Source organism: Microbulbifer harenosus, from assembly GCF_005771435.1.
Classification (GTDB): domain Bacteria; phylum Pseudomonadota; class Gammaproteobacteria; order Pseudomonadales; family Cellvibrionaceae; genus Microbulbifer; species Microbulbifer harenosus.
In genome coordinates, this window is sequence record NZ_VANI01000022.1 from 57,826 (window position 1) to 82,679 (window position 24,854).

Annotated in this window: 22 protein-coding genes; 9 read left to right on the forward strand and 13 right to left on the reverse strand. The window is 61.5% G+C overall.

Annotated features, from left to right (window positions below; translation table 11 throughout):
- Positions 1-59: 59 nt before the first annotated feature.
- The gene (locus tag FDY93_RS17960) at positions 60-1,265 is read right to left on the reverse strand and encodes an alginate export family protein (RefSeq protein WP_138237131.1); all 1,206 of its coding nucleotides are present in this window, start codon (positions 1,263-1,265) and stop codon (positions 60-62) included.
- A gap of 118 nt (positions 1,266-1,383) precedes the next feature.
- Positions 1,384-2,685 (reverse strand): MFS transporter, encoded by a 1,302-nt coding sequence (locus FDY93_RS17965; RefSeq protein WP_138237132.1) that lies wholly within the window; start codon positions 2,683-2,685, stop codon positions 1,384-1,386.
- A 309-nt stretch (positions 2,686-2,994) separates the two neighbouring features.
- On the opposite strand from FDY93_RS17965, the gene FDY93_RS17970 reads away from it, so the two are divergent.
- The 5 genes from FDY93_RS17970 to FDY93_RS17990 all read left to right on the forward strand — a co-directional run bounded on the left by FDY93_RS17970 (position 2,995) and on the right by FDY93_RS17990 (position 9,468).
- Entirely contained in the window at positions 2,995-4,473 is a 1,479-nt protein-coding gene (locus FDY93_RS17970) for a NarK family nitrate/nitrite MFS transporter (protein WP_138237167.1), read from the forward strand.
- 14 nt (positions 4,474-4,487) lie between these two features.
- Positions 4,488-6,290 carry a bifunctional protein-serine/threonine kinase/phosphatase gene (locus FDY93_RS17975; RefSeq protein WP_246068638.1) on the forward strand — a complete coding sequence of 601 codons (1,803 nt, stop codon included), beginning with the start codon at positions 4,488-4,490 and terminating at the stop codon, positions 6,288-6,290.
- Positions 6,291-6,419: 129 nt separating this feature from the next.
- Entirely contained in the window at positions 6,420-8,504 is a 2,085-nt protein-coding gene (locus FDY93_RS17980) for a ribonucleoside triphosphate reductase (protein ID WP_138237133.1), read from the forward strand.
- A gap of 47 nt (positions 8,505-8,551) precedes the next feature.
- A complete protein-coding gene (nrdD, locus tag FDY93_RS17985) occupies positions 8,552-8,713 on the forward strand; it encodes an anaerobic ribonucleoside-triphosphate reductase (RefSeq protein WP_138237134.1) in 162 nt (53 codons plus the stop codon).
- A 116-nt stretch (positions 8,714-8,829) separates the two neighbouring features.
- Positions 8,830-9,468 carry an anaerobic ribonucleoside-triphosphate reductase activating protein gene (locus tag FDY93_RS17990; protein WP_138237135.1) on the forward strand — a complete coding sequence of 213 codons (639 nt, stop codon included), beginning with the start codon at positions 8,830-8,832 and terminating at the stop codon, positions 9,466-9,468.
- A gap of 12 nt (positions 9,469-9,480) precedes the next feature.
- On the opposite strand, the gene FDY93_RS17995 is transcribed toward FDY93_RS17990, so the two are convergent.
- From FDY93_RS17995 to FDY93_RS18035, 9 genes are all read right to left on the reverse strand, one after another.
- Positions 9,481-9,867, reverse strand: coding sequence for a putative zinc-binding protein (locus FDY93_RS17995; RefSeq protein WP_138237136.1), 387 nt, complete (start codon positions 9,865-9,867; stop codon positions 9,481-9,483).
- A 111-nt stretch (positions 9,868-9,978) separates the two neighbouring features.
- The gene (locus tag FDY93_RS18000; RefSeq protein WP_138237137.1) at positions 9,979-10,812 is read right to left on the reverse strand and encodes a peptidylprolyl isomerase; all 834 of its coding nucleotides are present in this window, start codon (positions 10,810-10,812) and stop codon (positions 9,979-9,981) included.
- 41 nt (positions 10,813-10,853) lie between these two features.
- Positions 10,854-11,726, reverse strand: a complete 873-nt coding sequence (locus tag FDY93_RS18005; protein WP_138237138.1) for a U32 family peptidase — start codon at positions 11,724-11,726, stop codon at positions 10,854-10,856.
- 42 nt (positions 11,727-11,768) lie between these two features.
- On the reverse strand, positions 11,769-12,761 hold the full coding sequence (gene ubiU / locus FDY93_RS18010) for a ubiquinone anaerobic biosynthesis protein UbiU (RefSeq protein ID WP_138237139.1): 993 nt from the start codon (positions 12,759-12,761) through the stop codon (positions 11,769-11,771).
- Between the two features lie 32 nt (positions 12,762-12,793).
- Positions 12,794-13,276: a ubiquinone anaerobic biosynthesis accessory factor UbiT gene (ubiT, locus tag FDY93_RS18015; protein ID WP_166218638.1), complete on the reverse strand. Its 483-nt coding sequence runs from the start codon at positions 13,274-13,276 to the stop codon at positions 12,794-12,796.
- A gap of 12 nt (positions 13,277-13,288) precedes the next feature.
- Complete coding sequence (gene narI / locus FDY93_RS18020; RefSeq protein WP_138237141.1) at positions 13,289-13,984, reverse strand: respiratory nitrate reductase subunit gamma; 696 nt, start codon at positions 13,982-13,984, stop codon at positions 13,289-13,291.
- Positions 13,985-13,993: 9 nt separating this feature from the next.
- The gene (narJ, locus tag FDY93_RS18025; protein ID WP_138237142.1) at positions 13,994-14,731 is read right to left on the reverse strand and encodes a nitrate reductase molybdenum cofactor assembly chaperone; all 738 of its coding nucleotides are present in this window, start codon (positions 14,729-14,731) and stop codon (positions 13,994-13,996) included.
- 22 nt (positions 14,732-14,753) lie between these two features.
- A complete protein-coding gene (gene narH / locus FDY93_RS18030; RefSeq protein WP_138237143.1) occupies positions 14,754-16,301 on the reverse strand; it encodes a nitrate reductase subunit beta in 1,548 nt (515 codons plus the stop codon).
- On the reverse strand, positions 16,298-20,059 hold the full coding sequence (locus FDY93_RS18035) for a nitrate reductase subunit alpha (protein WP_138237144.1): 3,762 nt from the start codon (positions 20,057-20,059) through the stop codon (positions 16,298-16,300). The genes narH and FDY93_RS18035 overlap by 4 nt, the downstream gene beginning before the upstream one ends.
- Before the next feature lie 297 nt (positions 20,060-20,356).
- On the opposite strand from FDY93_RS18035, the gene FDY93_RS18040 reads away from it, so the two are divergent.
- The 3 genes from FDY93_RS18040 (at position 20,357) to FDY93_RS18050 (ending at position 23,069) form a co-directional block, all read left to right on the forward strand.
- Positions 20,357-22,210, forward strand: coding sequence for an ATP-binding protein (locus tag FDY93_RS18040; RefSeq protein ID WP_138237145.1), 1,854 nt, complete (start codon positions 20,357-20,359; stop codon positions 22,208-22,210).
- A gap of 27 nt (positions 22,211-22,237) precedes the next feature.
- Entirely contained in the window at positions 22,238-22,621 is a 384-nt protein-coding gene (locus FDY93_RS18045) for a SirB2 family protein (RefSeq protein ID WP_138237146.1), read from the forward strand.
- Between the two features lie 151 nt (positions 22,622-22,772).
- Positions 22,773-23,069: a hypothetical protein gene (locus FDY93_RS18050; RefSeq protein ID WP_138237147.1), complete on the forward strand. Its 297-nt coding sequence runs from the start codon at positions 22,773-22,775 to the stop codon at positions 23,067-23,069.
- Positions 23,070-23,078: 9 nt separating this feature from the next.
- Here the strand turns inward: FDY93_RS18050 and FDY93_RS18055 are convergent, their stop codons facing one another.
- Together FDY93_RS18055 and FDY93_RS18060 are read right to left on the reverse strand one after the other, a co-directional pair.
- On the reverse strand, positions 23,079-23,525 hold the full coding sequence (locus FDY93_RS18055; protein ID WP_138237148.1) for an RrF2 family transcriptional regulator: 447 nt from the start codon (positions 23,523-23,525) through the stop codon (positions 23,079-23,081).
- A 32-nt stretch (positions 23,526-23,557) separates the two neighbouring features.
- Positions 23,558-24,010, reverse strand: coding sequence for a YbaN family protein (locus tag FDY93_RS18060; RefSeq protein WP_220446239.1), 453 nt, complete (start codon positions 24,008-24,010; stop codon positions 23,558-23,560).
- 165 nt (positions 24,011-24,175) lie between these two features.
- Here FDY93_RS18060 and ytfE point away from each other — a divergent pair, with 165 nt between their 5' ends.
- Positions 24,176-24,853, forward strand: coding sequence for an iron-sulfur cluster repair protein YtfE (ytfE, locus tag FDY93_RS18065; protein WP_138237149.1), 678 nt, complete (start codon positions 24,176-24,178; stop codon positions 24,851-24,853).
- Position 24,854: the final 1 nt, after the last annotated feature.

Consider the following 24,854-nt stretch of genomic DNA (forward strand, 5'->3'; position numbering starts at 1 on the left):
CGTTTTAGCGGCTTGTTGAAAAACGTCATCCACAACCTTTTACAACCCGGGTTTGCGCTTCAGAAATTCGCAGTGAACATCAGCCACACTTTGTCGGTATCCACGCTGAAGGTGTCGGCACGGTAACTGGCGTACTTGATTTCGCCACTCAACTGCTCGGTCAGTTTGCGTGCAAAGCTGAGGTCCCACTCACCGCCGTAATCCGCCCCACCCTCGCTGGCGCTGAAGCTGTGATAGGTTATGTCGAGGTTGCCTCCTGCAACCTTCATGGCGACACCGACATACAGATCCTCGACGCCATCTGCCGGTGTTGCCAGGAACTTGTCGGCGAAGCCCTGATATTTGTGCAATGTGGCGAGCGGCGTGGCAAAGCCGCTGCCGTTGTCGGCCCCCAGCACTTCGCCGCCAACCCACATGTTTACCGTGCCCAGCGCCGCACCAAGTTCCGCCAGATAGTAGGGGGCACTGTACGCCAGGGCGCTGTCGCCGGTTTCGGTTTGTCTGGCGTAGCTTAGCCTGGCCTTGAGCGGGCCGAAGCCACCCTTGTAGTCGACGCCCAGAGTTCGGCTGGATGCGTTTGCCGCGCGGTCGAAGTCCAGCTCGTAGACAAACGCGCTGAGCCTGTGGCGCTCTGTCACCGGGTAACTTCCATGGAACAGCTGGATATCGCCGCTGAGGTCGGCATTGACGCTGTCTTCGCCGAAAATCCGGTTGACGTTGTATACGTAGCTGTAATCCAGCTGCAGGCTCTTTTCCGAGCCGTACTGGTAGCGGTATCCGTCATAGGTCTGCTCGTTCTGGCGCCAGCCCACACCGCCGACAAAGCGCTGACCGTCGAGATTGATACGCTGGCGACCGGCGGTTGCCACGGAGTTTTCCCCGCGGTATCGGATATAGGCCTGATTGACTTCGGTCCCCACTGGGTCCGCTACCACCGGGTAGGTGCTGTTGTCGTTGATGGTGGAGTTGTAGTGTTGATTGCCGATGGCGCTGACATCATCCAGTTCCAGCACGCCGGTGAAGCCGCGGTAGTCGCCGCTCGTCCAGGTGAGACGCGAGCGCAGGCTGGAGGCGCTCGCGTCCTCGCTGAAATTGTCCTGATCCACGCCTTCGAAGCGGTAGCGGAGCCCCAGGCACACGTCGCCGCCCATCAGGGCATCGGTGACAGTGTTCACGGTCTCCGCGACGGCGGGCAGGGTAACGACACTGCCGGCGGCGATGAACAGGGTGTGGCGGACGGCATGGGCAAGACGGCATGTTTTCATGGGGTTTCCTCAGCGGCGATGACAGTTCCGGGTAGGGAAACTATCGCGACCGCGCCGTGCGGGAAATTCACCCGAAAGTGGCACAGCGCTGCGCCGCTACTCCCCCGGTCGCGCCACGCTACTCCCGAAGGGGCAGATCCGGCAGCGTATCGGCGTCGTGCAGAAAGTTATGCGCACGGGCAAACATCAGCCGCTCCCGCGTGCGCTCGCGTTTAAGCGCCAGATACATCACCAGCATGCAGCAGGCCAGTATGCCGTAAAGCACCATGAACGCGGCGCTGTGAATACCCACAATGTCCTGTGCCATACCGAACAACACCGGCAGGCTGAAACCGCCGAGTGCGCCGATGGAAGACACCAGCCCGCTGACACTGCCCATCTGCCGCGGATACTTGTCGAACACGATGCGGTACACCGAAGCGCGCCCGAAGCCCTGGGCAATACCGATTACCAGAATCAACAGGGTAAACAGTTCAATGCCCACCTCGATATTCAGCTGCACGTCGCGCTCGACACCGTGGATGGTCATGCTGGTGGGCGGGTAACTGAGGAAGAACAGGCACACCAGACAGGTCCAGAACACGCTCCAGTTCACCGCGCGCGCGCCAAAACGGTCGGCAAACCAGCCGCCCACCGCGCGCACCGAACTCGACAGGGTGGCGAACAGCAGCGTCAGCAAAAAGGCGGTTTTGGTGTCCGCGCCGTAGGCGGACACGTAATAGCGCGGCAGCCACAATAGCAGCGCGAGAAAACTGCCGAAGACAAAAAAATAATACAGCCCGAAGCGCAACACCCGCAGATCGGTAAGCGGCTCGAGATGGAACGACAGCGACGGCTGCCGGCGGCTGCGCATATAGGGTGTTTCCTCCGGCGCCCACAGCGCGAACAGCAACGTCACCAGCAGTAAACCGGTGGCGAATACCGGCCCAACCATCGCGTCGCCCAGCCAGTTGGCCACCGCCGGCGCGCAGGCGAGCGCAATGGCCGCCCCCACATTGCCGGCACCAAATACGCCGAGCGCAAAACCCTGATTGCGCGACTCGAACCAGGAGCTCAGGTAGCGAACCCCCAACACAAAGCTCACCCCCGCAATCCCCAGCCACAGCCCGAGCCACAACAACGCTACATAACCATGCACCCGCGGCAGCAACAGCAGCGCGGGTACCAGCAGCAGCGATTGCCACACCAGCAGCCGGCGCGCGGAACAGCGTTCACTGAGCAGACCCGCCGGGTAGCGCAGCAGTGCGCCGCTCAGCATCGGCGCCGCCAACAGCACACCGAACTCGGTGGCGGACAACGCGAGGTGCGTGGCGAAATCCAGCCCGATCACCGCGTACAGAATCCACACGGAGAAATTGGCAGTGAACAGGGCAGTGGCGGCGATCAGGGCGCGGCCGGCCAGCTGTTGCGTGTAGTGCATGGGGCGTATTCCTCGGGAATAAAGCAGGTCGGGAATATGTTACGCAGCCGTGCGGTTGGCGACCCCACTTTACCCCCAATGACACCGCACCCACCTCTCCGGCCTACCTCCTTCAGGGTAGGCGCCTACGTTTTTGCGGTATTTTTCCCGCGATTTGCCCCCACGCCACCTCTCCCCAAGTGGGTAGTTCCACCCCAGCCGCCACCAGAGTTACCACTCCCGCGCGCTTTTCCTCCGCCGCCAACGCTCTAGCATCGGCGCGAACCTGCTGATTTTTTTCTTCCAGAATTCACAAGGAGCTGCGCGGTGATGAAGACAGACGATGGCCACTTTCAATTTTTTTCGTTGCGAGACCCGAAGATAAAAACGCTGCACATCACCTGGTTTGCATTTTTCCTGACATTTCTGGTGTGGTTCAGCCACGCGCCGCTGATGGTGTTCATCAAGGAGGCCTTCGAGCTCAGCAGCCAGCAGATCAAGGCGCTGCTGATCCTGAACGTGGCGCTGACGATTCCCGCGCGCATCGTGATCGGCATTCTCGTCGACCGCTTCGGGCCGCGGCACATCTTCAGTATGCTGCTGATCATTTCCTCCTTCCTGTGCATGGGATTCGCATTTGCCAGCAGCTATGAGGCGCTGGCACTGTTCCGCTTCCTGCTGGGGTTTGTGGGCGCGGGCTTCGTGATCGGCATCCGCATGGTGGGCGAGTGGTTCCCAGCCAAACAGGTGGGCCTCGCCGAAGGCATCTACGGTGGCTGGGGCAATTTCGGTTCCGCCGCCGGCGCCATGACCCTGCCGACCCTGGCGCTGCTGTTTGGTGGCGACGATGGCTGGCGCTACGCGCTGGCCTCTACCGGCGTGCTGACCTTCTTCTACGGTATCGTCTACTTCCGTATCGCGCGCAACACCCCCAAGGGCTCCACCTACTTCAAGCCGAAGAAAAGCGGCGGCCTCGAAGTCACCAGCAAGCGGGACTTCCATTTTTACCTGCTGATGAACATCCCCATGTACCTGGCGCTGGCACTGCTTGTCTACAAACTGTCACCGGTCGGGGTGGCACTGCTCAGCCAGCAGACGACCTATCTGTTGTGGACAGTGCTGGCCCTGCTGTTCGCGTTCCAGACCCAGCAGATCTGGCGGGTGAACAAGGACAACCTCAGACACGGCGTGCCGGAGCTGGAGAAGTACCAATTCAAGCAGGTAGCGATTCTCAACCTTGCCTACTTCGTCACCTTCGGTTCCGAGCTCGCGGTGGTGTCCATGCTACCGCTGTTTTTCCTAGATACCTTTGAAGGGCTGTCTGCGGTGAGCGCCGGCCTGCTGGCCTCCGGCTTCGCGTTCATGAACCTGGTATCTCGCCCCACCGGCGGCTACTTCAGTGACAAGCTCGGCCGCCGCCGCAGCCTGATGGTGCTGATCTGCGGGCTCGCCGCGGGCTACCTTGTGCTGAGTCAGATCACCGGCACCTGGTGGATCTGGATCGCGGTGCTCGCCACCATGAGCTGCTCTTTCTTCGTACAGGCCGGCGAGGGCGCGGTGTTCGCGATCGTGCCGCTGGTGAAGCGCCGCATGACCGGCCAGATCGCCGGCATGACCGGAGCCTATGGCAACGTGGGCGGCGTGGTGTACCTGGCCGCGCTGTCCTACGTCGACTACAGCAACTTCTTCCTGATTATCGCCGCGTCCGCCGCGGTCATCGCCGGGATCTGCTGGTTCCTCGACGAGCCCGCCGGCACCATCGCCGAGACCCTGCCGGACGGCAGTGTGCAACTGATCAATGTGGAATAAACCGGAGACGGAGCATGACGCAGGGCGTGGTGCGAAAAGGGGTCGTGAACAGTATGCAGGGAGCGAAACCCGCTCCGTCAAAAGACAGCGGCGGCAGCGCGCCACTGCTCGAAAGTGGCCTCGCCACACTCGCCGGGCGCAAGCCCGACAATGAGGATGCGGCGATATTCCACTGGCCGGACGATCCACACCTGCGCGAATACCTGGGCGCGGTGGCGGCGGTAGCCGACGGCGTGAGCTCCGCCGAGGCCGGCGCCCACGCCAGCAAAACCGCCACCCGCCAGTTCGTCAGCGACTACTTCAACGTGCCCGATACCTGGCCGGTGGCGCGCGCCGGCGAGAAGGCGCTCACCAGTATCAACAGCAAGCTCTACCGCCTGAGCCACGCCTTCACCCAGCAGGAGAAGGGTTACCTGTGCACCTTTTCCGCACTGGTGATCAAGAGCCGCACCGCGCACTATTTCCACGTCGGCGACAGCCGCATCTACCACATGCGCGGCGCCGAGCTGCGCCAGGCCAGTCGCGACCACACCGTGATACTCGGGCGCCAGCGCCAGATGCTGGTGCGCGCCCTCGGTATGGATACCGCACTGCAGGTGGATTACGGCCGTATAGATCTCGCCCCCGGTGACCGGTTACTGCTCACCAGCGACGGCGTGCACGATTTCCTGCCCGAGGAAACTCTGCGCGGTATTCTCAGCGCGCCCGATGCCAGCGCCCAGCACATGGCGAACGCCTTAGTGCAGCAGGCGCTGCTCGCCGGCAGCGACGACAACCTGAGTGCGGTGGTGCTGGAGATCATTGCACTGCCCGCCACCACACTCGACGAGTACAGCCGCCAGCTCACCCGCCTGCCGTTCCCGCCCCCCCTGGAACCCGGCATGCGCCTGGACGGCTTCCTGGTCGAGCGCGAACTTTACGCCTCCCCGCGCAGCCAGCTTTACCTGGTGCGCGATACCGCCAGCGGCGAGCAACTGGTGATGAAGACTCCGTCGGCGAACTATGCCGACGACTTGCACTACATCGACCGTTTCGTGCAGGAGGAGTGGGTGGGACTGCGTATCCAGCACCCGCGGGTGGCGCGCGTGCTCCGCCAGCAGCGGCCGCGCACCGCGCTCTACTACCTGATGGAATACATCCAAGGCGAAACCCTGGCACAGTGGATGCAACACAACCGCTTCCCCAAACCGACGCGCGCCTTCCGTCTGCTGCAGGAGATCGCCGCTGGCCTGCAGGCATTCCACGACCAGGAGACGGTGCACCAGGACCTGCGCCCCGCCAATATCCTGATCGACCGCGACGACCACGCCCGCATCGTCGACTTCGGCTCGGTGTACATAGCCGGCTCCGCGGAGATCTTCCGCCCGCTGCAGCACAGCAGCGCACTCGGCACGGCGAGTTATTCCGACCCGCACACCCTGCTTGGCCGCAATACCGGCATCCGCGGCGATCTCTACGCGCTCGCCACCATCGCCTACGAACTGTTCACCGGCCAGCTGCCCTACGGCGAAGAAATCAACGACTGCCGCGCGCGCGGTGACTACGAGCGCCTGCGTTACCGCGATGCGCGCCAATTCAACCCGGTGATCCCGCTGTGGTTCGACCGCGCCCTGGCGCGCGGCTGCGCCATTGATCTGGAACAGCGCTACCACACGCTCGACGACTTCATGGCGGACCTGGCAAACCCCAACCCGCGGTATCTGCGGGACGACCCCTCCGACCTGCACCACCAGCATGCCTCCCTGTTCTGGAAACTGCTGTGTGCCCTATGGGGCGTGACCCTGTTGGCGCTGCTGGCACTGTTCTCTTCGCCCTGACGCCACGCATTCAAAAATCACAACATGTTGTGTTCGAAAAACAAAAAAACACCATATATGGTGACCCAGATCAATCCTCGCCGCAAGCGCGCCGCTAACATGGCCAAAAACAGTGAGAGAGAGTTCCCCATGCCCGACCCCACGCCTGCTTCCGCCAACGCTCCCACCCCTGCCGCAGGATCACCCGGCGGCGCACCGCGCACGGGCGGCACCGGCAAATACCTGGTGCGCAAACGCGATGGCCGCACCCTGGCGTTTGACCGCCATCGCATCACCCGCGCCATTCTCGCCGCCGGCCAGGCCGCCGGTGCTTTCGGGCAGGATGAGGCGGAGCTGCTGTCGGCCCAGGTGGTCAAGGTCATCGGCCACCGCTACGACGGCGACACGCCGGTGGATATCGAGGCCATCCAGAACATCGTCGAGCAGGTGTTGATCAGCAACAACCATCTGGACACCGCACGCGGCTACATCGCCCATCGCAGCCGCCACCAGCAACTGCGCGCCGACCGCCAGACCCTGGTGGACGTAGGGGCCTCCATCGACGAATACCTGCAGCAGGCGGACTGGCGCGTGGCTGCCAATGCCAACCAGGGTTACTCCCTCGGCGGCCTGATCCTGAACAGCGCAGGCAAGATGATCGCCAACTACTGGCTCAACCACGTCTACACCCCGGAGATCGGCGCCGCCCACCGCGACGGCGACCTGCACATCCACGATCTCGACATGCTCGCCGGCTACTGCGCCGGCTGGTCCCTGCGCACCCTGTTGAACGAGGGCCTGAACGGCGTGCCCGGCAAAGTGGAGTCCGCACCGCCCAGGCACCTGTCCAGCGCCGTGGGCCAGATCGTCAACTTCCTCGGCACCCTGCAGAACGAGTGGGCCGGCGCCCAGGCGTTCAGCTCCTTCGATACCTACATGGCGCCGTTCGTGCGCAAGGATCAGCTGAGTTATGCACAAGTGCGCCAGTGCATGCAGGAGCTGATCTTCAATCTCAACGTACCCTCGCGCTGGGGTACCCAGACTCCATTTACCAACCTCACCTTCGACTGGGTGTGCCCGGAAGACCTGCGCCAACAGGTGCCGGTGATTGGCGGCAAGGAAATGCCATTCACTTACGGCGAGCTCCAGCAGGAAATGGATCTCATCAACCGCGCCTACATCGAAGTGATGAGCGAGGGCGACGCCCGCGGCCGCGTGTTCACTTTCCCCATTCCCACCTACAACATCGCCCCGGACTTTCCCTGGCACAGCGAAAATGCCGAGCGCTTGTTCGAGATGACCGCGCGCTACGGACTGCCCTATTTCCAGAACTTTTTGAACTCCGACCTGAGTCCGAACATGGTGCGCTCCATGTGTTGCCGCCTGCAGCTCGACCTGCGGGAACTGCTGAAACGCGGCAACGGCCTGTTCGGCTCTGCCGAGCAGACCGGCTCCCTCGGCGTAGTGACCATCAACTGCGCGCGCCTCGGCTACCGGCACGCCGGCGACGAAGCCGCCCTGATAAAAGCCCTCGACCAACTGATGGCACTCGCGCGCGATTCCCTCGAAGTCAAACGCAAGGTCATTCAACGCCACATGGACGCCGGCCTCTTCCCCTACAGCAAGCGCTATCTGGGCACATTGCGCAATCACTTCAGCACCATTGGCGTCAACGGCATCAACGAAATGATCCGCAACTTCAGCGCCGGTCGCGACGACATCACAAGCCCAGAAGGCCACGCCTTCGCCGAGCGGCTGCTGCAACATATCCGCACGCGCATGACCGAATTCCAGGAAGCCACTGGCCACCTCTACAACCTCGAAGCCACTCCCGCCGAAGGCACCACCTACCGCTTCGCCCGCGAGGACAAAAAGCGCTACCCGGATATCCTGCAGGCCGGCAGCGAACAGGCGCCCTACTACACCAACTCCTCCCAGTTGCCCGTCGGCTTCACCGACGACCCGTTTGAGGCCCTCCGCCGCCAGGAATCCCTGCAGGTCCTCTACACCGGCGGCACCGTGTTGCACCTGTACCTGGGCGAACGCCTGCCCGACGCCAACAGCTGCCGCACCCTCGTGCGCCGCGCCCTGGAAAACTTCCGCCTGCCGTACATCACCGTCACGCCGACCTTTTCCATCTGCCCCAAACACGGCTACCTGAGCGGCGAACACCCATTTTGCCCGCTGTGCGACGAAGAGCTGATCGCACAGAAACGCAAATGCGGCGAACACTGATGGACCCCACGCTGACCCCAACCACAGCAAACAAAAGAGGAAAAACCATGGAAACCAAAACGATCACGCTCCGCGATGAAGAGCGCACCCCCTGCGAAGTATGGAGCCGCGTAATGGGCTACCACCGCCCGGTGTCATTCTGGAATCCGGGCAAGCAGTCGGAGCATGCGGAGCGACAGTATTTTGTCGCGGAAAAGAAAGCCGGCTGACACACGCGATTGAACGGGCTGTGGAAAAACAGCCCGTTCAACCGGGTCAAGGATGGCCCGGCTGCAGCACACCATAGAACGCGCGATAGAACCGCCACCGGATTGACGCCCATACGATGAAAGAACAACTACGCGTAGGCGGATTCACTCCCTTCACCGCCATCGACTTCCCCGGCGCGCTGTCGGCCGTCGTCTTCTGCCAGGGCTGCCCCTGGCGCTGCCGCTACTGCCACAACGGCGGCCTGCTACCGGCAAAAAACGACGACCTCTACCAGTGGCCACAACTGCTGCAACACCTGGAACAAAAACGCGGCCTGCTCGACGCTGTGGTCTTCTCCGGCGGTGAACCCACCGCACAAGGCGCCCTCGAAACCGCCATTGACCAGGTCGCCGCCATGGGCTTCAAAATCGGCCTGCACACCGCCGGCATCTACCCGCGACGACTGCAAACACTCATTCCCAAACTCCACTGGGTAGGCCTCGATATCAAAGCCCTGCCACAGAACTACGCCGCCATCACCAGGGTGCGCAACAGCGGCCAAGCCGCCTGGCAAAGCGCCAGACTCCTGGCGGATGCACGGGTCCCCCTGCAGATCCGCTTGACCCGCCACCCGTCCCTCACCACTGAGAAAGAAATCGCACAGATACGGTACGAACTGAAAAAAATCGGAATTGATGAACTGGTCGTGCAGAAGTGCAACACCGAAAACTGTCTCGACCCCGCACTGCACCGCGCACTTATCCACCGCCAGTAAACCCACCGGCGCTTACTTGTCCTCGAGCTCCGCCAGCCGCGGCGAGATCACCGTTTGCAGTATCCGCTCGATTTCTTCCGGGGCGGGATCGGTGTGCATTTTTTTGCGCACACCTTCCTGCGACAGGTCTATGTGTACGTCGGGCACGATGCCCTGGCGGCTGAGACAGCTGCTGGCGCAGTGCAGGGGGCAGCCGTCCAGTACCAGTTTGCGACGGCCGGATCTGGCAATCCGCAACAGTGCCGGCACTTCGCCGCCGACGCCGGAAATGCAGGACATTTCCGCAAGTTTCATGCGGTCCAGCTTGACCGCCAGTGCGTTGGTGAGTTGTGCGGCGCTGGAGCAGCCGGAACAGGCATAGACCAGTGGCAACTCGCGATAACTCTTTTTGTCGGTCATAGGCAACCTCCCCCGGTGGCGGGCGCTATCACCCAGCGCACGCGCTCGAATCAACAGGGCCGAATCATGGATTCGACCCCGGCTGTGTTTACTCTGGATTGGAGATCTGACTCAGTTCGGTATTCCCGCCTCCGCCAGCATATCAATCCCCCCAATCTCCGCCGCGGCCACCAGGCCGTGCATATAGGCATCCAGCGCCGCGCGGCGACGGCGTTCGGCCAGATACTCGCGGATTTTTTCTTCCACATAGTCGAATTCCAGCTGACGGCCGAGCTGGACCTGCTCCACGTAAATCAGGTGCCAACCGTATTCGGTGCGCACCGGATGGGGGACCAGGCCGGTATTGCCGGTGAAGACGGCCTGGTCGAAGGCACGCACCATTTGGCCGCCGCTGACCTGCCCGAGGCTGCCGCCGGTTTTGGCGGACTCGCAGGCGGAATCCGCGCGCGCGCGATTGCAGAAAGTCACCAGCGGATCGTCGGCGAGGGTGATTTCCTGCAACAGCTTTTGCGCCAGCGTCTCTTGTGCATCGACCGCCGCATCGTCACCGGGGGTGACCGGGAGCAGGATATGCCGGACTTCCGCCAGTGGGGACGACAGGAAGTGGTGGCGGTTGTTGGTGTAGAAATCTTCGCGCTCGGCGCGGCTGCTTTCCGCGATATCCAGTGACTGTGCCAGCAGTTGCTCCACGACGGACTCGAAAGCTTCGCCGTTGATGTCTTCGTTTTCGGCACACAATCCCTGTGCGGCGGCCTCGGCGCGCAGCAGGTGGCCGAGTACCAGCGCGCGGGCGGCGCGGTACGCTGCCTCCTGCAGGGTGGGTGCGGGGTAGTACTGCATTTCCGCATAAATGTGCGCGTGTGGAATCTCGATTCCATTGACGGTGACCGGGGCGAAGAACAGTTGCTGCTCCGCGGTTTTGTCGCTTGCCAATAGTGGGCTCATAAGAATCTCCAGTAGTGTGTCCGGAAACGGAGAGCGAACGCTCAGCCCGATGCAATCAGGTCAAAGCCGCACTGGCCGCGCCAGTAACCATCGACGCCGAGGAGTAACAATGTCAGATCGGTGTCGCCATTTCGGGCGCGGTCGAAGGCATCGATCACCGCCCGCATGTCGTGTACCTGCGGCGACAGGCGCAGCAGGTCGACGCCAGTGGTGCGCAGGCTGTCCATCTGTCTCAGCAGGTTTACGGGTTCGCCAGACAGGGTCTGGATGCCGTTCATTACAAACAGCGATTGATCCTCCTGCGAGGTGAGCGGGATACCACTGGCGAATTCGATGCAGCGGCGGCCGCAGTTGTCTTTGCTGAGCCCGAGATGGCGGGCGGTAAAGCAGCGCGCAGAATAGGCCAGGGGCAGCAGGCCGTGGGCGAGCACTTCGACCTCGGGTTTGTGCGTGAGCCGGGTCAATACTTCACCCAGTTGGTGACCGCTCATTTCCACCGGCGCGGTCCAGCGCTGCATGCCCATAGTCATCAGTTGCGCCACCGCACGGTGGTTGTACAGATTGATCGCCGGGCCACAGGTAAATGGCAGGCCGGCCTCCGCCAGCAGTTCCACCGCGGCCATATCGTTGGCCTCCACCAGCAGGCGACCGTTGTCGCAGACCTTGCGCACCCAGCTGAAGTCCGCACCGGATTCCAGCAGCGCGAGGGTGGACAGCACCACCTGTTTGTCCGAGTTGTCGGCGAGTGCACAGGCCAATTCGATCCAGTCGGCCGCGCGCAGTTCATCGCGCTTGCCGCACACCACTTCGCCGAGATAGATCACATCCAGCGGAGTTTCGAGCATCTGTTCATAGAACAGGTTGATATCGGTACGACGCCAGTAAAATTGGTTGGGTCCCAGGGACAGGCGCATAAAAAACTTCTCCGCAATCCGGTTACCGCCAGGGGCGTTCGATTATTGCCAGGGGCGCTCATAGGCCCCGAGGGTGGTCTGCTTGCCTTCCGAGTTCCGACTGAGGGTATCCGCCCAACGCGGATCGATGTGGAATTCGCCCCCGCGGGCCAGCCGGTCGATGGCCTCGCGCCAGGTGCGCACCACCTGCGCCACATAGGAAGGGCTGCGCTGGCGGCCCTCGATTTTGATTGCCTTTATGCCGGCGGCACACAACGCTGGCAGCAGCGCCATGCTGTTGAGGCTGACCGGCTCCTCCAGCGCGTGGCCGGTGCGGTCGTCGGCCACAAAGCGGCCCTTGCACAGGGTGGGGTAGCCGGCGTTTTCACCGGCGCCGAAGCGGTCGATCAGCACACCATTAAGACGTGCATCCAGCCCGGCCGGCGTCGGTTGCCACTCCACCGCTTTTGCCGGCGAGCACACACCGTTCATATTCGGCGATTCACCGGTGACGTAGGAGCTGAGATGGCAGCGGCCCTCGGCCATGATGCACAGGCTGCCGAAGCCGAACACCTCCAGCTCCACCGGACTTGTCCGAGCCAGCTGCTGCACCTGTTTCAGTGACAGCACCCGTGGCAGCACCGCGCGGCGGATGCCGAAATTGCGCCGGTAAAACGACAGCGCTGCGGCGCTGGTGGCCGAGGCCTGCACCGACAGGTGCAGGGCGAGATCCGGGTAGCGTTCGGCGGCGTAATCCATCAGGCCGATATCCGCGAGGATCACCGCATCCGCGCCGAGATCCACGGCGCGGTCCACAGCACTCTGCCAGCGGCTGAACCTGTCCGGGCGCGCATAGGTATTGATGGCGACGAACAGGCGGCGGCCGCGCGCGCGGATTTTGGCAAGCGCCTGTTGCGCGCGGCGCTCATCAAAATTGAGACCGCCGAAGTGCCGTGCGTTGGTCTCGTCGCGAAAGCCGATGTAGACCGCATCGGCACCGTTGTCGATGGCGGCTTCCAGGGCCGGCAGACTGCCGGCGGGACACACCAGTTCCATATTTTTCTCCGACGTTTTATGCAACCCGGTTGCTATGCCACACGGGGCGCAAGGGATTCCGCCATTGCACGGATGGCGCGCTGCAGCGCCGGCGGTATGCGACCGCGGTCGATGGCGTCGAGGCGGTTCTTGGCGGTGAGCCCGAGCTCGGTGTCACCGCTGATGGTCAGGCGGCGCTGGAAAAAGAGGGTATCCGGGTCCTCACGGCCGCTGACGATCGCGAGAAAGTCCGCCGCGCAGGCGGCAATGGTGGCGTCGGCGCGACACTCGGGTTTCGCGCGGGGTAACGCCACCAGGGACGCCGCGCGCTTGCCAATGCGCAGTTGCAGGCCGAGATCGGTGACGGCGATATCAAGCTGGCGCCCGTCGAGAAAATCGAACTCCCCGGCAATAAGCTCCTCTGCCAGCTGGCGGTTCAGCATGGTCACCGCCGCCAGCTCCAGCGGCCGCGATGGCAGCCGCTTCGCCACGGTTACGCCGAGCCTGAAGCCTGTTCTGAGAACATTGCTGTGCATACGCATCGCCGGTTACAGCTCGCTCACACGGCGCGCGCGCACCACCTGGTAATTGCGACGGAAGTACTGCACCGGCACGCTCCACACATGCACCAGGCGGCTGAACGGGAACAGCAGGAAAAGGGTCATACCGAGGAACACGTGCACCTTGTAAATCCAGTGCACACCGCTGATGGAGGCCGCCGCGGCGCCGCCGTTCAGGGTGACGATGGACTGGGCCCAGCTCATCAGGTGCAACATTTCCTCGCCGTCGAGATGTCCGGCAGAGACGAAAATACTGAGCAGGCCGAGAATCAGCTGCACATACAGCAACAGCAGAATGGCGATATCCATGCGCGAGGAAGTGGCGCGCACCCGCGGGTTGGTGAGGCGGCGATGGATCAGGATGGTCATGCCGATAAAGCAGATGGTACCGAACAGGCCGCCGGCGCCCATCGCCAGCATCTGCTTGGCAGAGGCGGAGACGCCGAGTAAATGCCACACCGCTTTCGGCGTGAGCAGGCCGACAAAGTGTCCGGCAAGCACCGCCAGCACCCCGACGTGGAACAGGATGCTGCCGATGCGCAACTGGCGCGCTTCCAGCAGCTGGCTGGAGCCGGTACGCCAGGTGTACTGGTCGCGGTCGTAGCGCACCAGGCTGCCGAGCAGGAATACGGTGAGGGCGATATACGGGTAAATGCCGAACAGAAGTGTATTGAGATAATTCATGCTGAACTCCTATTGACCGCCGGTAACGTTGGCGGCCGGGCTGGTGCTGGCAGCGTCCGCCTCCACCCAGTTGAGTGCGCTGTCGTCGCGGTATTGCCGGGCATCGGGGCGGCTGAGAGCCTGGTCGCAGGTGCTCGCCTGGTTCGCGCTGAAGGTGACCATCTCCACCTCCCACACCTTGTCGATAGCTTCCGGGGTGTCGTCAGGCTCTTCACCGCGCACTTTTTGTGTGAGCGCCTCCATGTCCACCGATACTTCAGCCAGCGACATCAGCACTGCGTAAAGCTCGGCGTAGGGAGAATTTTTTTCCTGCAGGCGCGCGGCCACCAGTGCCAGCACGTGGCCCACATCGGCGAGCCAGCCCAGGGCCTGTTCACCCTGGGTGGCACAGAATTCGAGGTAGGTGGGCAGGAAGTCCGGCAGCTCGCGCTCCGCCAGATCCAGCCCCGCCGCGCGGTACTCCGCCATCAAGTCCACCATCGCCTGGCCGCGGTCGCGGGACTCGCCGTGAATATGCTCGAACAGGTGCAGCGAGACGGCGCGGCCGCGCTCGAACAGGCCGTCGTACTCGCTCTGCCAGTCGAGCAGGTCGTACTGTTTGAAATGGTCGACAAAGCGCAGGAGCGGCTCCCGCACCCTGTCGACAAGCTCCTGTGAGTGCAGGAATGCAGTGACCTCGGGGAGCCCCCGATACAGTGCCTTGTCCGGGTAATCCAGCAGCCGCGATACCAGCCGCAAAATTCTCATGGTGTTTTCCACAGTCATCTCCTCAGTCGACCATTTTCGCGGGAATCACCTGGCGCACGGTCTGGGACTTGCCACCAAAAATGTTCACGCTGTCGTTGCCGGTGCCGCAGCCGTTGCCGAAGCTGAAACCGCAGGAGGACTTGATGTCGTAGGCATTTTCCGCGTAAGCCTTGTGGCTGGAAGGCACCACGAAGCGGTCCTCGTAGTTGGCCAGCGCCATATAACGGTACATTTCCTCCACCTGCTGTACGCTCATACCGGCTTCCTCTAGTAGTTCACGATCCTGCACTCCGTCCACGTGGATGCCGCGCATATAGGCGCGCATCACAATCATGCGCTCGAGTGCGCGTGCCACCGGTTGCTCATCGCCGGCGGTGAGCAGGTTGGCGAGATACTTGAGTGGAATGCGCAGGTTGGAAAGATCCGGAATCTCCGCGTTGCGACCCACGGTGATGGTCTCGACGTGCCCAGCCTGCACCGCATTCTGGATCGGTGACAGCGGCGGCACGTACCACACCATCGGCAGGGTGCGGTATTCCGGGTGCAGCGGCAGTGCGATCTGCCAGTCGATGGCCATCTTGTACACCGGTGAATTCTGCGCGGCCTCAAGCCATGCCTCGGGAATACCCTCGGCGCGCGCGGCTTCCTGCACATTCGGATCGAACGGGTCGAGGAAAATATCGCACTGGGCCTTGTACAGGTCTTTGTCATTTTCCACTGCGGCGGCTTCCTCGATGCGGTCGGCGTCGTACAGCAACACACCGAGGTAACGGATACGGCCGACACAGGTTTCCGAGCACACGGTGGGCTGGCCGGACTCGATGCGCGGGTAGCAGAAAATACACTTCTCGGATTTGCCGGTTTTCCAGTTGTAGTAAATCTTCTTGTAAGGACAGCCGGACACGCACATGCGCCAGCCGCGGCACTTGTCCTGATCGATCAGCACGATGCCGTCTTCTTCGCGTTTGTAGATGGCACCACTCGGGCAGCTCGCCACACACGCCGGGTTCAGGCAGTGCTCGCACAGCCGCGGCAGGTACATCATGAAGGTGTTTTCAAATTCACCGTAAATATCTGCCTGCACCTGCTCGAAGTTTTTGTCCTTTTTGCGCTTTTCAAATTCGGTGCCGAGGATTTCCTCCCAGTTGGGACCCCAGTCGATTTTTTCCATGCGCTGGCCACTGATCAGCGAGCGCGGACGGGCCACCGGCTGGTGCTTCTGCTCCGGTGCCTTGTGCAGTGTCTGGTAATCGAAATCGAACGGCTCGTAATAGTCGTCAATCTCCGGCATGTTGGGGTTGCCGAAAATATTTGCCAGCACACGGTGCTTGCCACCCTGGCGGGGTTCCAGCTTGCCATTCTTTTTGCGCACCCAACCACCCTGATATTTGTCCTGGTTTTCCCAGTCTTTGGGGTAGCCGATGCCGGGCTTGGTTTCGACATTATTGAACCAGGCGTACTCGACTCCCTCGCGGGAGGTCCACACGTTTTTACAGGTGACGGAACAGGTGTGACAGCCGATGCACTTGTCGAGGTTCAGCACCATGCCGATCTGGGCTCTTACTTTCATTGTGTTACCTCCGCAGTGTCCGGGGCCTCTTTCACGACTTCACCGTCGTGCCATTCGATCTTGTTCATTTTCCTGACGATCACGAATTCATCCCGGTTACAGCCCACGGTGCCGTAGTAGTTGAAACCGTAGGACTGCTGCGCGTATCCGCCAATCATATGCGTGGGTTTCATCACCGCGCGGGTTACTGAATTGTGGATACCGCCGCGGGTGCCGGTGGTTTCCGCCCCCGGGGTGTTCACGATCCGCTCCTGGGCGTGGTACATCATCGCCATGCCGTCCGGCACCCGTTGCGACACCACCGCGCGCGCGGCGATGGCCCCGTTGACGTTGAAGATTTCGATCCAGTCGTTGTCCTCGATACCGGCGAGTTTTGCGTCGGTTTCGCTCATCCATACGATGGGACCACCGCGGGACAGCGTCAGCATCAGCAGATTGTCGGAATAGGTGCTGTGGATACCCCACTTCTGGTGCGGGGTGATCCAGTTCAACAGGATTTCCTTGTTGCCGTTGGACTTTTTGTTCAACACCGGTGCCACTGTTTTGAGGTTGATCGGCGGTTTGTACACACACAGGTTCTCGCCGAAATCGCGCATCCATTCGTGGTCCTGGTAGAACTGCTGGCGGCCGGTAATGGTGCGCCATGGAATATGTTCGTGCACGTTGGTGTAGCCGGCGTTGTAACTCACATGTTCGTCTTCGAGCCCGGACCAGGTGGGCGAGGAAATGATTTTGCGCGGCTGCGCCACAATATCGCGGAAGCGGATTTTTTCCTCTTCCTTGGGCCTGGCCAGATGAGTGTGGTCGCGGCCGGTAAATTCTCCCAGCGCTTTCCACGCCTTCACCGCCACCTGGCCGTTGGTTTCCGGCGCCAGTGACAGGATCATCTCCGCGGCGTCGATGGCGCTGTCGATGCGCGCGCGGCCGTCGCGGTCAGAATCTTCGCTGTAAGTGCGGTTCAGTTTTTTCAGGAAATCCACTTCCGCATCGGTATTCCAGCTGATGCCCTTGCCGCCGTTGCCGAGTTTTTCCAGCAGCGGGCCGATGGAAGTGAATCGGTTGTAGGTGTTGGGGAAATCCCGCTCCACCACAACCAGGCTCGGCGCGGTAACGCCAGGCACCAGATCGCACTCGCCCTTCCACCAGGCGTTTACGCCGAACGGCTGCGCGATTTCTGCGGGTGTGTCGTGGTGGATCGGCAGGGTCACCAGATCTTTCTCGACACCCAGATGACCGGGGCAAAGTTCGGAGAATTTCTTTGCCACGCCCTTGAAGATTTCCCAGTCGCTGCGCGCCTCCCACGCCGGGTCCACCGCTTTGCTGAGCGGGTGGATGAACGGGTGCATATCGGAGGTGTTCATGTCGTCCTTTTCGTACCAGGTGGCGGTGGGCAGGACGATGTCGGAATAGAGGCAGGTGGTGGACATGCGAAAATCCAGGGTTACCAGCAGATCCACCTTGCCCTCGGCGGCCTGGTCGCGCCAGCTGACGTCTTCCGGTTTCTTGCCACCGGACTCGCCGAGATCCTTGCCCATCAACCCGTGGCGAGTGCCCAGCAGGTGCCGCAGCATGTACTCGTGGCCTTTGCCGGAGGAGCCCAACAGATTGGAGCGCCAGATAAACAGGTTGCGCGGAAAGTTCTGCGGGCTGTCCGGGTCTTCACAGGCAAATTTCAGTGCGCCACTTTTCAGTTGTTGCACCGTGTAGTCCTGCGCGCTCATGCCGGCGGCCTCGGCGTCGCGCACCAGTTGCAGCGGGTTCACACTCAACTGCGGCGCGGACGGCAGCCAGCCCATACGCTCAGCACGGCTGTTGAAGTCGATGATGGAGCCACTCCACTTGGACCGGTCGGCCAGCGGTGAAATCACCTCCTCCATGTCCAGTTTTTCGTAGCGCCACTGGCTGGCGTGATTGTAGAAAAACGAGGTGCCGTTCATGTGCCGCGGCGGACGCTGCCAGTCAAGAGCGAAGGCGAGCGGGGTCCAGCCGGTCTGCGGGCGCAGTTTCTCCTGCCCGACATAATGCGCCCAGCCGCCGCCGCTCTGGCCGATACAACCGCACAGCATCAGCATGTTGATGAGGCCGCGGTAGTTCATGTCCATGTGGTACCAGTGGTTCAGAGCCGCACCGACGATCACCATGGAACGGCCGCGGGTCTTGTCTGCGGTGCTGGCGAACTCGCGGGCCACACGGATCACGTCACTGCGGTTGACGCCGGTGACGCGCTCCTGCCAGGCCGGGGTGTAGGGTTTGTCGTCGTCGTAACTGGATGCACAGTTGGGATCGCCGAGGCCGTGTTCCACGCCATAGTTGGCCAGCGTCAGGTCAAACACGCTGGCCACCAGAATGTCGCGTCCATCGGCACCGACGATTTTTTTCACCGGTACCCGGTGCTGGATCACGTCACTGTGATCGGTGTGCTGGAAATAGTCGTACTCGTGGGTCTGGCCACCAAAATAGGGGAAGGCCACATCGCGCGCGTCATCGGCGCAGTCTTTCAGACTGAGCTTCAGTTGCAGCTCAGAACCGTCGGCGCCGTCGCGCTGTTCGATATTCCACTTCCCTTTTTCACCCCAGCGATAACCCACGGAACCCTGCGGGGAAACCAGGCGGCCGTCGTCGTTGATGGCGATGGTTTTCCACTCGGGGTTGTTGGCCTGGCCCAGGTTGTCCACCAGGTCGGAGGCGCGCAGAAAGCGATCCTGTACCAGTTGGCCATCGCGCTCTACCAGCGTCACCAGCATCGGCATATCGGTGGTGGTGCGCACGTATTCGGTAAAGTAGGCGCTCGGCTTGTCTACGTGGAATTCCTTCAGGATGACGTGGCCGAAGGCCATGGCCAGGGCGGCGTCGGTGCCCTGGCGCGGCGCCAGCCAGGTGTCGCCGAATTTCGAGCACTCGGAGTAGTCGGAGGTGATGACGCAGGTCTTGGCTCCCTTGTAGCGCACTTCACTCAGGAAATGGGCGTCCGGGGTGCGGGTCTGGGGCACGTTGGAGCCCCACACGATCAGGTAGTTGGAGTTGTACCAGTCGGCGGACTCCGGCACGTCGGTCTGCTCGCCCCAGATCTGCGGCGAGGCCGGCGGCAGGTCGCAGTACCAGTCGTAGAAACTCAGGCAGTTGCCGCCGATCAGTGACAGGTAACGGGCGCCGGCGGCGTAGGACACCATGGACATGGCCGGAATCGGTGAGAAGCCGGATACCCGATCGGGCCCGTAGACCTTGGCGGTGTAGACGTTGGACGCGGCGATGATCTCGTTCACTTCGTCCCAGCGCGCGCGCACGAAGCCGCCCATCCCGCGCCGCTCCTTGTAGGACTTCGCCTTGGCCGGGTTCTCGACGATGCTGGCCCAGGCGTTCACCGGGTCGCTGTGTTGTACCTTGGCCTCGCGCCACAGGCGCAGCAGGCGCTTGCGCACCTTGGGGTATTTGAGGCGATTGGCAGAGTACATGTACCAGGAGTAGCTGGCACCGCGCGGGCAGCCGCGGGGTTCGTGGTTCGGCAGGTCCGGGCGGGTGCGCGGATAGTCGGTCTGCTGGGTCTCCCACGTGACCAGGCCATCCTTCACATAGATTTTCCAGCTGCAGGAACCGGTACAGTTGACGCCGTGAGTGGAGCGCACGATCTTGTCGAACTGCCAGCGGCGGCGATAGCCATCTTCCCAGCTGCGGTCATCCTGGTTTTTTTCACCGTGACCATTGGCGAAGGGTTCAGTACGTTTTTTGAAATATTTGAGTCGATCCAGAAAGTGGCTCATGGGGCCTCCAAGACGAACAAACGGGCCAGAAATGGCGAGCTGGGGCCGACTATAAATTTCGTCTCGGGAAGAGGCACTGCACCAAAAGTGGTACAATTCCGCCGTATTACCGGCCCGCCCTACCCCTTTGTGGGTAGGGAAATATGAATGACCGGTGCTGGAAATCCAGTAAGCGCGCCGCCGGCCGCCCGCCTCCGTCGCGCCTGCCACTGAGCGGAAGATATATGGCTCATTAGAGGTACTCCCTCTAACCACAACCTTTGGCAGAATAGGCCAGTTGCCTTCGGAGGCCTGCCCATGCCCACTCGAGTTTTCAACCGCATCCGTCAATCCGTGGTGTTCCGCATCGGAGCGCTGATGCTCGCCACTGCATTGGTGGCGGTCAGCTCAATGGTGGCCTCCTACGTTATTTCCGATGCTGCCGAAAACGACGCCGCCGCGGTCAACCAGTCCGGTTCGGTGCGCATGCTCGCCTATAAACTCGCCGCCAGCGCCATCAACACCAATCCCGATACTGCGCGCCTGGCGGCCGATGAACTGACCAGCCGGCTCAATAAAATCGGTGGCATTTCTGATCTCAACGGCAACGACCGCCAGGCCGGGGCCGAACAATTCGCGCGCGTGCGCGCGCAGTGGGAAACACAGATCCGCCCCTACATGCTCGCGATTGCCAGCGGTGAACAGGTATCGGACCACGAAGCTGTCATCGCCGTAGCGGAACATTTTGTCGACGAGGTGGATGCGCTGGTGTTGGCTTTTCAGCACTCCGCCGAGGCCACCGTGGGACTGCTGCGACTGATGCAACTGGGTTCACTGTTCGCCACGGTTACCCTGGTGTACCTGTCCCTGTTCACCCTGTCGCGTTCAGTGGAGCAGCCGCTGAAACAGCTCACCGACTGCTGCGCCAACATCGCGCGCGGCAATTTCCAGTACAACCTGGAACTGAAAAGTGACGACGAGCTCGGCCTGCTCGCGGACACCATCAGCGGCATGAGCAAAGTGATCGAGGAAACCCATCGCGATCTCGCCAAACGCGTGAAAATCAAGACCACGGAGCTGCAGCACAGCCACCGCATTCTGAATTTCCAGTTCCGGCTCGCCAGTGCCATCAGCGAGGGCGAAATCAGTCATAGCGGCCTGCAGCAGTGGCTGGAGGAGTTCAGTGAAGTGACGGGCCTGGATAATCTCGACTTGTGCCTGATGACCCCGGAGGGCGACACGCCCTACAGCCACCTGACACACGGCGATGACAATGCCGCCTGTGGTACCGTCGACTGCCAGAGCTGCGCGCGCGGCTGTGATATCGAAATGCCGGACGAGGCCAACGTCTACCGCTTCCCACTGGAGAGTGGCGCGCGCAATTACGGGGTGCTGGTGTGCAGCCAGCCCCCGGGGCAGAAGCTGCCGTGGCAACAGGTACAGCACCTGAGTGCGTTTGCCAATGCGCTGACCACCGCCAGCACCTTGCGCGAGCGTGGCGAGCAGGAGCGGCGCGCGGCACTGTTGGATGAGCGCAGCATCATCGCGCGCGAATTGCACGACTCACTGGCGCAGTCGCTGTCGTACCTGAAAATCCAGGTGGCACGCCTCAACCGTTGCAACAAGTCCGAGGACACCAGCCGGGAGGACATCAGCGAAATCATCGAGGAACTAAAGCGCGGCTTGCAGAATTCCTACCGCCAGTTGCGCGAATTGCTCACCACCTTCCGCTTGCAGATTGCCGACGGCGGTCTGCGCGGCGCGCTGCTGAAAGCGATCGAGCACTACCGCGAGCAACACCCGGAAATCGGCATCGAACTGGAGTACAACCTGGCGGAAGTGCCGCTCACTCCGCAGGAGGAAATCCATCTTCTGCAGCTGGTGCGTGAAGCCTCACAGAACGCGGTGTACCACTCCCACGGCGATCACATCAAGATCCGCCTGAACATGGATTTTTACGGTGAGATCCACGTGCACGTGGAGGACAATGGTATCGGTATCGGCGAATCCCCGGAGAAGCGCGATCACTTCGGCATGTCGATCATGCGCGAGCGCGCCCACAGCCTGGCAGGCTCCATCGAAATCTGCCAACGCGCCGAAGGCGGCACCGCGGTGCAGTTTCACTTCACCCCGGACTATGCGCGCGAGCGCAAGCTGCACTGGCATGCCTGACACACCGCAACCCGATCGAGAAGTTCCGTGGATTACCCGACCCTGAAAACCCTGCACATCACTCTGGCGCTGCTCTCCGGCACTGGCCTCGCGCTGCGCATCGGCGCACACCTGGGGAATGCCAATTGGATCAAACATCGCGCCGCGCGCGCGCTGCCACACCTGCTCGATACCGCGCTGCTGGCAAGCGCCATCGGGTTGCTGTGGATGTGGCAGTGGATACCGCTTACCCAGCCCTGGCTGCAGGCGAAGCTGGTGGCGCTGGTGGGATATGTGATGTGCGGGGCTGCGGCGCTACGCAGCTCACCGCAACAGCTGTCACGCTGTCTCGCGTTCACCACCGCGGCGGCGGTGTGTTTCATGTTCATCATTTCCGCAGCCATCAGCAAACGCGTCCTGCCCATTGGCTGACTATTAACCGGCAATCAAATATTTCGTCGTGAACTATTTGATTGTCGCCCTTGAAATACCGGCAAAGATGCGTGGATTTTTTGTATTTCAGGGCTCGCGTCAGACTGCGGCACATCCTTGTGCCGCAGAAATTACACAAATGGAGTCGCCGATGAACCCGGAGACCAGACCCTCGGCAAAACCGGATACCAGCACCGCAATCCGCCAGATCATCAAACAGGCGCGCGACACGCTGCCGTTCACCATGCCCGCCGCCGAACTCTGCGCCGGTCCCTGCAAGGGCTGTGCGAAAAAACTGCTGGAACTGCTGGATGGGGAAATCGTGGACTGGGAACAGAAACTGGACCGCGGTGAAATTCCCACCCTCGGCGACGTCAACAAATTCGGCCGCCTGTGCCAGAAAATCTATCGCGCCATTGCTGCCAACGGGCTGATCAAAACCGCCTGAATCCCTTATTCACGACGCGGCGTTGATAAAAAGCAGCTCCTGCACCGCCGCCTTGCGCTTCCCGCCCACCAGGTCCTGCAGGGTGTAGGCATCCAGGGTGCGAAAAAAATTTTCCATCGCCTCGGCAAACATGGCCTTCAACTGGCAGGCCGGGGTAATCGTGCACTGGTTGTCGCTGCCGAAGCATTCCACCAGTTTGCTGCCCTGCTCAAAGGTCCGTACCAACGACCCGATATTGATGGTGTCTATATCCGCATTCAGGCGGAGCCCGCCGTTTTTTCCGCGAACCGCCAACAGATAGCCCCGGGCATTGAGGTCCTGGACGATCTTCATCAGGTGGTTTTTGGAAATGTCGTAACTCTTGGCTATTTCGCCAATAGTGCAGAGTTTGCCGTCGTTGGCGGCCAGGTAGATCAGTACACGCAGTGAGTAATCGGTGTAACGGGTAATGTGCATAAGTGTCTCCGCCCGGAATTTTCTGATCCGGATTATTTCCGTTCCTGGGGCGAAGTGCCCAATCCAGATTCAATGGTCGTGGGGAGGCGCCAGATAAAACCCAGCACCGCGCAAAACAGTAACGTCACCCCCAGCAAGAGCAGCGGACGGACTCCGAGCGCCAGCAGTGCCAGCCAGTTGAGCAGCAACAGCGCGCCGATCAGACGTTTGGTCCCCAGCGGAATGCTTCGCTCCCGCCGCCAGCGTCTGATAAGCGGGCCGAAACGGCGATGCCGGAGCAGCCATATTGCCAATGCCGACCTGCCCTTGAAACTGAACCACAGGCTGCACAGCAGGAACGGCGTGGTCGGTACCAGCGGCAACACCACCTCCACACAAGCGAGCGCCAGACAACACCAGGCCAATACCACGTAAAGGTGCCGGTAGCCCGGGGTCGCCAGCATCGATGCCCGGTGCCGATCTGGCGTGTCGCGCTTTCTGTTCATCGCATACCCACAAATACCCGCCAACTAAACATGCATTGATTTTACATCTTTAAACCACAGGCGTACACTCGCACACAAAGATGCAAATCAAATACATCTTTTTTGAAGACTGACGACCATCTCCCGCAACCTTCCACCGCGCCCCGCGGCGCACAAGGAGAAAGTATGGATCTACTGGATATCCCCATCGCCACACTCGCCCGGGAGCTGCCCGGCGCCACGGCGCTGTTCAATCGTCACAACCTTTCCTCCTGCTGCGGCGGGAACAAGACCCTGCGCGGGATATTTGCCGGTGATACCCCCGGTCTCGATCGGGACCAACTACTGGGCGAGCTGCATACCCTCATCGCCCAGCCGGTGGCCGAGCGCGACGAAAAAAACTGGCACGAGGCCGACGACCACGAGCTGATCGAACACCTGTTGCAGCGCTACCACGAAGTGCACCGCCGGCAACTGCGGGACCTGGTGCACCTCGCGCAAAAAGTGGAGCACACCCACTTCGAGCACCCCGCCTGTCCCATCGGCCTCGCCGATCACCTGCGCAACATGGCCGTGGAGCTCGAGCAGCACATGCAGAAAGAGGAGCTGATCCTGTTTCCGATGTTGAGTCGCGGCCAGGGTGCCATGGCCGGTGGGCCTATCCGGGTGATGCTAGGCGAACACGATGACCACACCGCGGCCATTGAGCGCATCGACGCACTCACCGACACCATCACTACACCGGACGGTGTCTGCAACAGCTGGCGCGGACTGTACACGGGGCTGCAAGCGTTCAAACGCGATCTGCAAAAACACATCCAACTGGAAAACGACATTCTGTTTGCACGCCACCTGGCGGCATAAG